Source organism: Streptomyces sp. NBC_00096, from assembly GCF_045041305.1.
In the GTDB taxonomy this organism is placed as follows: Bacteria; Actinomycetota; Actinomycetes; order Streptomycetales; family Streptomycetaceae; genus Streptomyces.
Genome location: NZ_CP108221.1, coordinates 5,652,535 through 5,665,430, shown reverse-complemented (window position 1 = coordinate 5,665,430; position 12,896 = coordinate 5,652,535). Strand labels below are relative to the sequence as shown.

Genomic DNA, 12,896 nt, shown 5'->3' with positions numbered 1-12,896 from the left:
GACCGGTGGACCTGACGTCGCCAACACCCTACAAACTAGCGTCGGTAGTTTTGTGTGCGCCAGGGGCGGACGGGGTCAGATGATGCCGAAAAGCATCCCTGCCGCCAGGACCACGAGGGACGTCAGGACCGCCCATTTCACGGTGAAACGGGTGTGGTCGCCGAACTCGACCTTGGCCATGCCCACGAGGACGTAGACGGCGGGCACGAGCGGGCTCGACATGTGCAGGGGCTGGCCCACCAGGGAGGCGCGGGCGATCTCGAGCGGGGAGACTCCGTGGGCGGCGCCGGCCTCGGCGAGGACCGGAAGGACGCCGAAGTAGAAGCCGTCGTTGGACATGAAGTAGGTGAGGGGGAGGCTGAGCAGGCCGGTGACCAGGGCCATGTGCGGGCCCATGCCGTCGGGGATGGCGCCCACCAGCCAGTCGGCCATGTGCTTGACCATGCCGGTGCCGCTGAGGACTCCGGTGAAGACCGCGGCGGCGAAGACCATGCCGGCGACGTTCAGGACGTTGTCTGCGTGGGCGGCGATCCGGGCCTTCTGGTCCGGCATGTGGGGGAAGTTGACGGTGAGCGCGAGGGCGGCGCCGAGCAGGAAGAGCACCGGGATCGGGAGCAACTCCATGATCATGGCGGTGAGGAGCGCGACGGTGAGGCCCGCGTTGAACCAGTAGAGGCGGGGGCGCAGGGTCGCACGGTGCGGGTCGAGGCCCTGGAACCCGTCCTCGTCCGGGGCGGCGGCGTCCGCGCCGGAACCCGCGGACGCATCGGCCTGGACGACCGGTGCCGTGGTGGTGGACGGCGTACGCGCGCCCCCGGCGGCCGGGCCCGTACCGGTGGCGACGAGGAGGTCCCCGGCAGGCTCGCCGGCGGGCACGCCCCCGCGCTGCGCCGCGTGCTCCCCGGTCCGCTGCGTGCCGGCCGGGAAGGTCAGCAGGCCGATGCGGCGGCGCTCCTTGCGGCCGAGGACGTAGGCCAGGGCGAAGACGAAGACCAGGCCCACCGCGAGCGCGGGGATCATGGGCACGAAGATGTCGCCGGCGTCGAGCTTGAGGGCGGCGGCGGCGCGGGCCGTCGGGCCGCCCCAGGGCAGGGTGTTCATGACGCCGTTGGCGGTGGCCGCGACTCCGGTCATCACCACCAGACTCATGCCGAGGCGTTTGTAGAGCGGGTACATCGCCGAGACGGTGATCATGAACGTGGTCGATCCGTCGCCGTCGAGCGAGACGATGGCGGCGAGGACGGCGGTGCCGACCACGACGCGCATCGGGTCGGCTCTGCAGAAGCGCAGGATGCCGCGCACGATCGGGTCGAAGAGGCCGACGTCGATCATCACGCCGAAGTAGACGATGGCGAACATCAGCATCGCGGCGGTCGGCGCGAGCTTGCCGACCCCTTCGATGACGTAGCCGCCGAGCTGTGCGCCCTGTCCGGCGAACACGCAGAACAGGGCGGGGATGAGGACGAGCGCCGCGATGGGCGACATTTTCTTCAGCATGATCAGAACCAGGAACGTCGCGATCATGGCGAATCCGAGGAAGGTCAGCATGTGGGGAAGGTAGGCCCCTCCTCCTGGGGCCAACAAGACGTCCGCACGTGAGCAATAGGAGCAAAACCCCAGCTCAGGGGATGGGTGTCAGTTCGACGGGGAATCCGTTGAGCACGGCCGTGCCGGAAAGCGGGTCGAGCCGGGTGCCGTCGAGGAGCTGGTTGACGTTGACACCGGGGGCGGCCCCGGCGACCGAGAGACGGGTGCCTGCCCGGTCGTGGCCCCAGCCGTGCGGGAGGCTCACGACTCCGGCGCGGACGGAGTCGGTGATCTCCACGGGGACCTCCAGGCTGCCGCCGTCGGCGGTGACCCGGGCCGGGCGCCCGTCGGTGAGCCCGAGCCGGACCGCGTCGTCCGGATGCACCTGGAGGGTGCACTGGTTGGAACCTCCGGTGAGGGCCGGAACGTTGTGCAACCAGCTGTTGTTGGACCGCAGATGGCGGCGGCCCACGAGCACCAGGGCTGCGGGGCGGTCGGCGAGCGTCGCGCGCAGCCTGGGAAGCTCGGCCGCGATCGGGTCAGGCAGCAGCTCGATCCTGCCGCTGCGCGTCCTGAGCAGGCCGGGGAGCCGGGGCCGCAGCGGGCCCAGGTCGATTCCGTGCGGGTGCGCCCGCAGCCGCTCCAGGCTGAGGCCGGATTCCGCCGCGCCCTCGGCGGTGCCCGCGCCGGGCTCCGTAGCACCGCTCCCGGACACGGCCGTGGCCGCGCCGAACCGGTCGGCCTGGGCCGCGCCGAACCCGTCGGCCGGGTCCGCGCCGAACCCGTCGGCCGGGTCCGCGCCGAACCGGTCGCCGTAGGGGCCGAGTCGGAGCATCAGGTCGAGGCGGCGCTCGGGGCCGGTGGCGCCCGAGAGCATGCCTGCGAGGTGCGCCGCGTCCTGCCCGAGCAGCGGGGAGTCCGGGTCGGCGCTCTCCCTCGCGAGAGCGGTCCGGATGGCGAGGTCGTCCACGGCCGCCGGGTCGGCTCCGTGCATGCCGGAGACGGCGAGTACGAGGCGAGCGTGGATCTCGCACTCGTCCATCCGCCCCTCTTCGAGCGGGATGGCGGGCGGCGAGTAGCGGACCTGGTTGCGGATGGCGAAGGTGTTGAAGGAGAAGTCGAAGTGGGCGCTCTGCGAGGGCGGGGGCGGGGGCAGGACCACGTGCGCGTGGCGTGAGGTCTCGTTCAGGTAGGGGTCGATGCTGACCATGAAGTCGAGCCCGGCCAGGGCCGCGTCGAGGCGCCGGCCGTCGGGGGCGGACAGCACGGGGTTCGCCGCGATGCAGAGGAGCGCGCGGATCCGCCCCTCCCCCGGGGTCTCGATCTCCTCCGCCAGCGCGGACATGGGCAGTTCGCCCTTGGCCTCGGGGTGGCCGCTGACCCGGCTGTGCCAGCGCCCGAGACGGAAGCCCTTGCCGGGCCCGGCCGGCCGGGGTGCGCGGTCGGTCGCGGACAACGGGAACAGGGCTCCGCCCGGCCGGTCGAGATTGCCGGTGAGGATGTTCAGCACGTCGACCAGCCAGCTGGCCAGCGTGCCGTACTCCACGGTGCAGCTGCCGATCCGCCCGTAGACGGCGGCGGTCGGCGCGGCCGCGAGATCGCGGGCGAGGTCGCGGATCTCTCCGGCCGTGAGGTCGCAGGCGGGGGCAACGGCCTCAGGAGTGAAACTGTCGAGCGCTTCGCGGAGTTCCCCGATCCCCTGTACGTGTTCCGCGAGCGCGCCCGGGACGGTCGCCTTCCCGGCGAGCAGTGTCCGGGCGAGGGCCGCGAGCAGGAGCGCGTCGCTGCCGGGACGCGGCGCGAGGTGGCGGTCGGCGAGCTTGGCGGTCCGGGTGCGGCGCGGGTCGACGACGACGAGGGTGCCGCCCCGGGCCCGCAGCGCCTTGAGCCGGCCGGGAAAGTCGGGGGCGGTGCACAGGGAACCGTTGGATTCGACCGGGTTGGCCCCGAGCAGCAGCAGGAAGTCGGTGCGGTCGAGGTCCGGGACCGGGATGGCGGACGGATCCCCGAAGAGCAGCCCGCTGGAGACGTGTTTGGGCATCTGGTCGAGGGTGCTGGCGGTGAAGAGGTTGCGGGTGCCGAGGGCCTTGAGCAGCAGCGAAGGGTAGAGCTGGCCGGCCATGGTGTGGACGTTCGGGTTGCCCAGGACCACGCCGGCGGACTGGGGCCCGTACTCCTGCACCAGGGCGGGGACGGCAGCGGCGATGACCTCGAAGGCCTCCTCCCAGGTGGCCTCCTGGAGCCGGCCTTCGCGCCGGACGAGGGGGGTCCGCAGCCGGTCGGGGTCCGAGTCGAGGCCACCGAAGGCGGCGCCCTTGGGGCAGATGAAGCCGCGGCTGAACACGTCCTCCCGGTCGCCCCGGGCACCGGTGACGGTGGCGCCCTCGATGGTGAGGGTGAGGCCGCAAGTGGCTTCGCAGAGGGGGCAGATGCGCAGGGCGGTGCGGGGCATGGGCCCTCCAGGGGCGGCAGGCTGCGGCACGGGGGCGCGGTCGGTGCGGCCGCGCGGGCGGCACCGAGCATACCGACCGGTAGGCACGGTGGGGAGGACCCTGCGGCACCGGAAATGGCGCGGTGGCGGTGGCGGTGGCGGGTGACGGTGGCGGCGCGAGGTGGCGCCGGGTGACGGAGGGGAGGCGCGAGGCGGGGCCGGGGCCGGGCTGGGCAAGGGCCGGGCTGGGCAGGGGCCGGGCTGGGCAAGGGCGGGGGCCGGGCAGGGGCGGCGCGGCCGACGTTTGTCAGTCCAGGACGCGGGCGAGGTAGGCGTGCATCATCGCGCGGGTCTCGTCGACGATGTCGGGGTCGCCGGCCGGGTCGTTGCGGAAGGCGAGCTGGATCAGGGCGTCGGTGGCCTCGACCGCCACCAGGACGGCCCGTTCCAGGGTGGCGTCCGGGGTGAGGGCGAGGTGGGCGCCGAGCAGTTCCGTGAGGCGGACGGCGACCAGGTGGTTGGGGTCGGAGGCGGGCCCCTCGGACGGCGGCGCGGGCACCCCGAAGTCCACGAGCGCGAAGCCGGGCACACTGCGCTTCATGACGAGGTACTCGTCCAGCACCGCGTCGACCACCGGTCGCCAGCGGGTCGCCGGAAGGGCGGCGAGCCTCACCTCGATGCCGTCGGCGTAGCGCTCGAGGTTGCGGTGGGCGAGGGCGATGGCCATGGCCCGCTTGTTCCCGAAGAACCGGTAGACCGAGCCGATGGGCACGCCGGCGCGCAGGGCGACGGCCCGGGTGCTGAGGTTCTCGTACCCGGTTTCGTCCAGGAGTTCCGCGCAGGCGTCGAGGATCCGCTCGAGGCGGTCGGCGCTGCGCTGCTGGATCGGCGTCCGGCGCAGGGGGTGGGCTGGGAGCACGGGGTCCATCATGCCGCTCCTCGTTCAACGGGTCGGCGGCGGTACCGGTTCCACGGTCTCAGCTCAGCAGCAGGCCGAGTCCGCCGACCGTGTAAATGATCATCAGTGCGAGCAGCGGCAGCTGTCCGGCGACGGCTTTCGCGGGCGGGAAGAGGCGTACGGAACGGTCGTGCGCGGCGATCACCCCGAGGACGTGTCCGGTGACGACGGCGACGACCTGGAGGGTGGCGAGGCCGCCGGGGCCCAGTGGTGGCAAGGGTTCTGGGGCGTTGTCAGTGCCGAGTGCCATGCTTACTGTGCGTGGTCCTTCGGTTACCAGGAGGGAGAAGTAGTGGGCGACGAGATAGCCGAGCGCGATCGGTACGAGTGAGTGCGCGAAGGCGGTCAGCGGGCCGGGGTGCGGGCCGCAGACGAGGCGGGTGAGCGCCGCGCAGAGGCAGAAGAGGGCGGCGACGAGGGCGATGGAGCCGAGGAGTCCGAGGGTGGCCGCGGGGGTGCGGCCGAGGGGGGAGGTCTGGATCGCGTTGATCCACGAGGGGTTGTCGGAGAAGCCGTCGTAGGCGGTGGATCCGAGCAGGACGCAGACGGTGGCGACGAGTCCGGGCCGCTCGGGTGTCGCGTCGAGTCCGTGGAAGGGGTTACGGAGTACGAGGCGGCCGTCGCTGCGGCGGCCGAGGGGGGAGAGCCGGGCCAGGAGGGCGGAGTACACCTCGAAGGCGTCTGCGTCGGCGAACCAGCGCTCGCCGTAGCGGGCGGCGAGCAGGAGCTGGACGGCGGCGTAGCCGGTCAGGGCGATCAGGAGGGTGGTGGTGGAGGCGGGATCAGGAGAGACGAGTTCGAGCCAGGTGAAGGCGAACAGCCCTGCGGCCGCGGGCCATTGCCCGAGCCGGGCGGGGATCGGGCGGGGTGTCGGGGGCTCCGTAGCTGCGGGGAGCCGCGGTGGTGGGCGTCGCGAGCCGCGGGAGGGGCTCCCGGCGCCGGTGGCGGGGGTGGCGACGGTGGCCGCGGAACGGGCCGCGCGGAGCCTTCCCGGCAGGGTGAACAGGCGGTGCAGGGCGCGGAGCGGGCTGAGGAGGCGCCAGACGGGACCGAGGAGGAGGGAGGCCGGCACGAGGCCGACCCAGAGGAGGACGTAGACGGCTCCGGGAGCGGGGTTGCGGGCGGGGTCGTCGGGACCGAGGAGGAGGTGGAGGAGGACGGCGAGCGCGGCCGCGAGGCCGAGCCCGCGCAGGGCGGTGCGGGTGGCCGGCGCGTCGGCCACCCGCTGGAGCCCGGCGGGCAGGGCGATGCCCGAACGGTCCCCGCGGAAGCGGGAGTCGGACCAGAGGAGGCCGAGTGCGAGGAAGGAGATGAAGAGCGCGATGAAGGCGCCGGCGAACGCGTAGAAGGGGGAGATCGGCAGATCGTGCCGGGACCCGATCCCGTGCGCGAGCACGGTGAGCGGATCGGCCGGGTACTGGACCACGCCCCGGCCGAACCCGCCACCGGCCGCGCCGTACGGATCACCCCCCAGCGCGAACCCGAACCCGCCCACCCGCACCTGCGACACCACCCCCACACCCCCGCTCACCACCGGACCACCGATGCGGGGGACGCAGGGGATGGAGCCGGACGGCCCGGATCCGGGGGCTGGGTTGAGGCCGGAACTGAGGCCGGGGCCGGAGCCGGAACCGGGGCGGGAGCCGGAGCCGAAGCCGGGGCTGACGCCGAACGGCTCGGATCCGGGGCCTGGGCCCAGGCCGGAACTGGGGCCGGAGCCAGAGCCGGAGCGGGGGCTGGGGCCGGGGCCGACGCCGGGGCCGACGCCGAACGGCCTGGATCCGGGGCCTGGGTTGAGGCCTGGGCCTGGGCTCGGGCCGAGGCCCCGGCCCAGGGCGGAACCTGGGACGAGGCTGGGGGGTGGGGCGGGGCGGTGGGGTGGGGGGTCGTGGTCATCGGACGAGGAGTTGGGTCAGGACGAGGTTGGACTCGTGGGTTTCGACCTCGAAGAGGCCCGTGCGGTCGGCCGTCAGGATCAGGGTGGCCTCCTGGCCTGCCGGCAGGGCGAGTTCCTTGTCGAAGCCGTGGACGTGCAGGGTGTCCGCACGGTCGCTGGTGACGCGCAGGGCAACGCGCTCACCGCGCGTCACCTCCACGCGGCCCGGCGCCGGTGAGACCTTGCCGTCCCGGACGGTGATGCTGACCGTCCGGTCGGCCTGCGACGCCTCCGGGGACGCGGGGGGCGGCGTGGCCGCGGGGTGCGTGTGGGTGGGCTGGGCGGACGCGGCGGTGAGCTGGAGGGTGGCTTCGACCGGCTTGCCCGCTACGGCCCAGGCCGTGTGGTCGTCCGCGTAGAGGCGGACGGTCAGGGTGTGCGCGCCCTCCGGCACCTGCGCGGCGGGCAGGTGGAACCAGGGGCCGTACAGGCGGGCCAGCTTGCGGCCGTCCAGCTCCAGGTGCGCGTGACCGGCACCCGGGAGGGCGGCGCCGCCGGCGCTGTCGGGGGTGAAACGGAAGTTCGTCACCGCCAGTTGGAGGTTCCAGCCGTCCTCCGAGTCCGGCCGGGCGGCGAGCCGGACCTCCGGCGCGCCCTTGGCCGGGACCTCGCGGAGCCGGTGCCCCGCGCCGTCGTCGGCGGCGAGCAGGGTGCCGACGCTGCCGGAGGCCTGCTCGTGGCTGGTGCCGGGCTTGTGGTGGGTGGTGGCCCTGCCCCCGCAGCCCGTCACCGCGCCGCCGGCCAGCAGCAGGGCCAGGGCGAGCAGCGCGGCGGCGCGGCCAGCCCGCCGGGTCCGGCGCGGCGGCGTACCGCAGGCGTCGCACCAGACCCGGTTCTCGGGGCGGTCGCCCGTGGGATCGGTCATCACGCGTCTCCCCCCGCCGCGCCCCGCTCCGACCCGGCGCCGGTCCCCTTGCCGGGGTCGGTGGCGGCGGCGGTGCCGGTGGGGGCGGTGACCCTGCCGGGTTCGCGCTCGGCGTTCAGGGTTGGGGGCGGGCCTGCCGGGACGGGGACCCGGTCGCCGGACGGGTCGCCGCCCGGGCCGGCCGGGCGGGCCGGGGTCCCGCCGGGGCGGGCCGATGCGACCGCGGCCCACAGGACCCACACCACCGCGACGAGGCCGCGTATCCAGGCCGGGCTGAGCGGGATCCAGGGGATCATCAGGACGGCCTTGTCGAAGGCGTCGAGGAGGGTGAGCGCGCCCAGGAGCAGGGTCAGCCGGGCCAGCCACGGGCGGGTGGTCCGCAGTGCGACGCCGACGCCGGTCCACCACAGGCCGAGGCAGAGCAGCGCCAGGGCCGGGACGAAGGTGCCGGTCAGTCCCGTGGTGGAGCCCGCCACGTCCAGGGCCAGGCCCGCGAGGCCGAGCAGGGTGGCCACCGTGGCCGTCCGGGAGGTGCGCAGCCTGCGCCACCACAGGAGGCCGCCGACCAGGAGGAGGACCGCCGCGACGGCGAGGGCGAGCTGGGTCTCCACCCGCTGGAGCCCCCGGGACCCGTACCAGTCGCAGCCGGCCGGAAGCTTGCGCGCCTGGACGTTGTAGTCGGCGCAGACGAGGAGCTGGGCCAGCTTCACCGGTTCGCCGGCCAGCCGGGCCGAGCCGCCGGAGACCGCGCCCCGCCGCTCACCGCACTGCGGGAGCGTGCCCGGGGTGGAGCCGTCCGGTCCCTGCTGCCAGCAGTTGCCCCGACCCTGGCCGTCCCACCACACGTCCATGGCGTTGGGGCGGGAAGCGCCGGACTTGTCCTTGCCCAGGACGTTGCCGGCGTAGCGGTTGTGGTGGGAGGTGTCCGCCTGCTTCGACAGCTTCTCCTCGCCGCGGATGAAGGCGGGGACGGCGGAGAGGAAGAAGCCCGCGCGCTGGTGCCCGTACACCCAGTTGTTCTCGTAGAGGTTCCAGTTGCCGCCGGCGGTGATGATGCCGGTGCCGGGGGGCATGGAGATCTGCGGGCAGACCACGCCCTGCTCGTAGCCGCGCTCCACGGGCGGCTTGGCGCAGGTGCCGTCGGCGACGTAGTGGTAGTAGTCGGCGTTGTTGTCGTGGATCAGGTTGCGCTCGAAGTGGGCGTGGTTCTGCGGGAGTCCGGGGTGACCGGGGAAGGCGCTGTCCATCGAGGCGCCGCCCATGTTCTGGTCGAACTCGTTGTCGTGCACCCATACCGAGTCGCCCGCGGTACCGGAGTAGCCGACCATGTTGTGGTGGCTGCGGCAGCCGGTGATCTCGATGGAGTAGCGGGGGACGTCGTAGCCGCGGCCGTCGTTGATGTTGGAGGCGCTGCCGGGGTAGATGCCGGAGTCTCCGTTGCCGTACGACTCGCAGTTCTTGTAGAGCCCGTGGTCGCTGGCGAAGGTCAGGAAGCCGTACTCGTCGTTCCAGCGGGTCAGGACGTCGTCGATGACGAAGCCGTCGCCGGCCAGGACGTACAGCGAGTTGAACGTGGTGCGCTGCGCGGTGAAGTTGCGGAAGTAGATGCCGTTGGACTTGTCGGCGCGGATCGCGTTCAGCTTCTGGTATTTGGCGTCGATGACCACGTCCTCGCGCGAGGCTCCGGTGCCTTCGATCTGGAGGTTCGTCTTGCCGAGGATGGCGACCAGGTTCTGGTTGTGCCGACAGGCCACCTGCTGCTCGTAGGTCAGGATCTGGTAGCCGAGCGAGGAGTTGGGCGCTTTGAGCGAGGCGCACTCGCCGGCCGGCTTCGGGAGCGAGGGCTCTTCCTCGTAGAGGCCGGGGAGGATCGCGATGTTCACGCCCGGGCGGTCCACGGCGTCGACGGCTGCCTGGAGGTCCCGGAAGCCGTTCTTCTCGCAGCGCTCGTAGAGGGCGAGGTTGCGCTGCTTGAGGGTGTCGGGGAAGGCCGATATCCGGCGCTCGAAGGCGGGCCGGTCGGTCTTGCAGACGATCAGGTCGGGCTCGGCGGTCCGGTACGCGGGTACGGAGCCGGTGCCGTCGGGGAGTTCGACGGGCCGCTCCTCGTGCGCGCTGGCGGCGGGTGCGGCGGCGAAGAGGGACAAGAGGGCCAGGAGGGCGGCGAGGAGCGCCGCCGGCACGGCAGGAATCCTGCGGGTCCACGACATGCGCGTGAGAGTAGAGGAATGTTCATCTTTTCGGATCCCCTCTCGCACGAATAGCCCGCCGACAGGCCAAGTCGTAACCCGGCACCCCTGGGCGGGCGCGCCCCGCGAGGCGACGGGGGGGGCGGATGCGTCCGCGGGACGCCGACCTGGACGGGCCGGTAGCCCGGTCCGCCGCAACCCGGCAGCACGTAGCCCCGCTGGGCTACGGGGCTACGGCCCCGGCAGCCCGGCGGTCTGGCGGTCCGGCGGTCCGGCATCCGTGTAGCCCGGCAGACCTGCGGGCCCGGAGGCCCGGGGGGCCGGGGGCCGGGGGGCCGGGGGCCCGGGGGACCTGGGGCCCGGGGGACCTGGGGCCCGGGGGACCTGGGGACCTGGGGCCCGGGGGACCTGGGGACCTGGGGGCCTGCGGGCCCGGGGGGCCGGGGGGCCGGGGGGGCCGGGGGCCGGGGGGCCGGGGGGGCCGGGGGGCCGGGGGGGCCGGGGGCCCGGGGGCCCCGGGGTGGTGCGGAGCGGTGGACCAGTGCGTGGGGCCTACTCGGGGGCTCCCGGTCGGTGGCGTGGGGTGCGGTGGCGGCGGTGGTAGGAGAACGTGACCGCGGCGAGGAGCGGGCCCCAGAGGAACATCGGTTGGTAGAGGATGCCGACGACGAGGTTTCCGGTGGGCGTCATGTCCTCGTGCGGGAAGGTCCACCACCAGGGGGTGGCGGCCCAGAGTGCGGTCAGGGTCGCCGCGCCGAGGGCGGCGGGGACCACGGCGGCGACGGGGCGGACCGTTCGCCCTCCGATCAGCGGTATCCAGTGGGGCGTGACCTCGCCCCATGGCCGTACCAACCCGATCGTGAGGAAGGCCGCGAGCTCGCAGAGCACGCTGAGCGTCAGCATCCACGCCTTCGCGCCGATCGTCTGGAAGCTTTCGAAGCCGGCCTCGGTGTATCCGGCCGGGTATCCGAGCACCAGGGCGATGCGCCACAGTCCGCTCGGCAGCACCACCCAGGTCGTCAGACGCGCGGCGCAGACAGCCCAGCGGGGCGGCGCTGCGGCGGAGCCGACCGTCGAGTCGCTCGCTTGAATGCTCATGTCACACATCGTCACGCGCCGCCGACCGGACTTCGTCAGCCTGCGCGGCGGACCCGGACGGGCCTGTGGAGCGAGAAGGGAGGGTGGCCTCCCCCGTGCGGGGGAAGCCACGGTCATCCCCCGTGGCCATGCCCCGGCCCCAGCCCCCGCATCAACATCCACAGCCGCCGGATTCGCACCCGTACGGCCACCGGCCCTGCGATTGCGCGCCCCGGCACCGGTCGCTCCGCCCGCACCACGACCGAGTGAGGACCGAGTCGCGAAAACCCAAGTGAGGACCCCTGACCGCAGAACGCCCCGCCTCTGCCGACGCCGCAGCCCACAGAAGGGACGGCCCCACCGGCCGGGCCCGCACCGCACCGCACCGCACCGACCCACACCGCGCTGCCCCGCCCGTACCGCCCGACACCACACCACGCCACGCCACGCCACGCCACGAACCCCGCACCGCCCCACCCCGCCCCGGCCGACTGACCGGAATCTCCCGTTGACGTGTCGCCCCAGGAATCCTACTGTCAGGCATAGGATTCCTTCGGCAGACCGGGAGCGTGCAATGAGCGTCGGCAGCAGCGGCGGCAGCGAGCAGGCGAGGAAGACGGCGGAGGCGTTGGAGTACCTCACCGGATTCGGCAACGAGCACAGCTCGGAGGCGGTTCCCGGCGCGCTCCCGGTCGGGCGGAACTCGCCCCAGCGCTCCCCCCTCGGGCTCTACGCGGAGCAGCTCAGCGGAAGCGCGTTCACCGAGCCGCGCTCCCACAACCGCCGCTCCTGGCTCTACCGGATCCGCCCTTCGGCAGCGCACCCGCCCTTCACCCGGACCGGGAACGGCGCCCTGCGCACCGCGCCCTTCACCGAGGCCCCGGCGGACCCCAACCGGCTCCGCTGGAACCCGCTGCCCGAGCCGGCCCCCGGCACGGACTTCCTGGCCGGCCTCTGGACCCTGGGCGGCAACGGCGACGCCGCCCAGCGCACCGGCATGGCCATCCACCTCTACTCCGCCAACTCCCCCATGACCGACCGGGTGTTCAGCGACTCCGACGGCGAGCTGCTGATCGTCCCCGAGCAGGGCGGCCTGCTGCTGCGCACCGAGTTCGGCCTGCTGAGCGCCCGCCCGGGCGAGGTGGCCCTGATCCCGCGCGGGGTCCGCTTCCGTGTGGAGCTCCAGGACGAGACCGCCCGCGGCTACGTCTGCGAGAACTACGGGCAGCCCTTCGAGCTGCCCGGCCTGGGCCCCATCGGCGCCAACGGCCTCGCCGCCGCCCGCGATTTCCGGGCGCCCGTGGCCTCGTACGAGGACAGCGAGCGTCCGACCGAGGTGGTCAACAAGTTCTGCGGCAACCTCTGGACCGCGACCTACGACCACTCCCCGCTCGACGTGGTCGCCTGGTACGGCACGCACGTCCCGTACGTCTACGACCTGCACCGTTTCAACGTCCTGGGCTCGATCAGCTACGACCACCCCGACCCGTCCATCTTCACCGTGCTGACCTCGCCCTCCGACACCGCGGGCCTGGCGGGCGTGGACTTCGTGGTCTTCGCGCCGCGCTGGCTGGTCGGCGAGGACACCTTCCGCCCGCCGTACTTCCACCGGAACGTGATGAGCGAGTACATGGGGCTCATCGAGGGCGCCTACGACGCCAAGGCGGAAGGGTTCGTCCCCGGCGGCGGTTCGCTGCACAACATGATGTCCGCGCACGGACCCGACCGGGAGACCTTCGACCGGGCGAGCGCCGCGGAACTGAAGCCGCAGAAGATCGACGACGGGCTGGCCTTCATGTTCGAAACGCGCTGGCCGATCACGGCGACGGCCCAGGCCGCCGGCGCGGACCACCTCCAGAGCGGATACGACGACGTCTGGCAGGGGCTCCAGCGCCACTTCCGCGCCTAACATC

General features: G+C 73.4%; 8 protein-coding genes. 1 reads left to right on the top strand and 7 read right to left on the bottom strand.

Translation table 11 applies throughout. The annotated features are described in order from the left end of the window. Positions 1-75: 75 nt before the first annotated feature. From OG904_RS24990 to OG904_RS24960, 7 genes are all read right to left on the bottom strand, one after another. Positions 76-1,548 (bottom strand): CitMHS family transporter, encoded by a 1,473-nt coding sequence (locus OG904_RS24990; RefSeq protein WP_405494572.1) that lies wholly within the window; start codon positions 1,546-1,548, stop codon positions 76-78. Between the two features lie 73 nt (positions 1,549-1,621). Further along, a complete protein-coding gene (locus tag OG904_RS24985) occupies positions 1,622-3,979 on the bottom strand; it encodes a molybdopterin oxidoreductase family protein (RefSeq protein ID WP_405494570.1) in 2,358 nt (785 codons plus the stop codon). A gap of 286 nt (positions 3,980-4,265) precedes the next feature. Then, entirely contained in the window at positions 4,266-4,886 is a 621-nt protein-coding gene (locus OG904_RS24980) for a TetR family transcriptional regulator (RefSeq protein ID WP_405498250.1), read from the bottom strand. 49 nt (positions 4,887-4,935) lie between these two features. Further along, a complete protein-coding gene (locus OG904_RS24975) occupies positions 4,936-6,342 on the bottom strand; it encodes a hypothetical protein (RefSeq protein ID WP_405498248.1) in 1,407 nt (468 codons plus the stop codon). A 466-nt stretch (positions 6,343-6,808) separates the two neighbouring features. After that, positions 6,809-7,717, bottom strand: coding sequence for a cupredoxin domain-containing protein (locus tag OG904_RS24970; protein ID WP_405494568.1), 909 nt, complete (start codon positions 7,715-7,717; stop codon positions 6,809-6,811). Further along, positions 7,717-9,927 (bottom strand): right-handed parallel beta-helix repeat-containing protein, encoded by a 2,211-nt coding sequence (locus OG904_RS24965; protein ID WP_405494566.1) that lies wholly within the window; start codon positions 9,925-9,927, stop codon positions 7,717-7,719. Before OG904_RS24965 ends, OG904_RS24970 begins: the two co-directional genes overlap by 1 nt. Before the next feature lie 531 nt (positions 9,928-10,458). Continuing rightward, positions 10,459-11,004: a hypothetical protein gene (locus OG904_RS24960; protein ID WP_405494564.1), complete on the bottom strand. Its 546-nt coding sequence runs from the start codon at positions 11,002-11,004 to the stop codon at positions 10,459-10,461. A gap of 553 nt (positions 11,005-11,557) precedes the next feature. On the opposite strand from OG904_RS24960, the gene hmgA reads away from it, so the two are divergent. Beyond that, positions 11,558-12,892 (top strand): homogentisate 1,2-dioxygenase, encoded by a 1,335-nt coding sequence (gene hmgA, locus OG904_RS24955; RefSeq protein ID WP_405494562.1) that lies wholly within the window; start codon positions 11,558-11,560, stop codon positions 12,890-12,892. Positions 12,893-12,896: the final 4 nt, after the last annotated feature.

Coding starts and splice junctions, on each gene's coding strand:
- OG904_RS24970 (WP_405494568.1), bottom strand. CDS start 7,717: ATGACCGATCCCACGGGCGACCGCCCCGAGAACCGGGTCTGGTGCGAC.
- OG904_RS24965 (WP_405494566.1), bottom strand. CDS start 9,927: ATGTCGTGGACCCGCAGGATTCCTGCCGTGCCGGCGGCGCTCCTCGCC.
- OG904_RS24980 (WP_405498250.1), bottom strand. CDS start 4,886: ATGGACCCCGTGCTCCCAGCCCACCCCCTGCGCCGGACGCCGATCCAG.
- OG904_RS24985 (WP_405494570.1), bottom strand. CDS start 3,979: ATGCCCCGCACCGCCCTGCGCATCTGCCCCCTCTGCGAAGCCACTTGC.
- OG904_RS24960 (WP_405494564.1), bottom strand. CDS start 11,004: ATGAGCATTCAAGCGAGCGACTCGACGGTCGGCTCCGCCGCAGCGCCG.
- hmgA (WP_405494562.1), top strand. CDS start 11,558: ATGAGCGTCGGCAGCAGCGGCGGCAGCGAGCAGGCGAGGAAGACGGCG.
- OG904_RS24990 (WP_405494572.1), bottom strand. CDS start 1,548: ATGCTGACCTTCCTCGGATTCGCCATGATCGCGACGTTCCTGGTTCTG.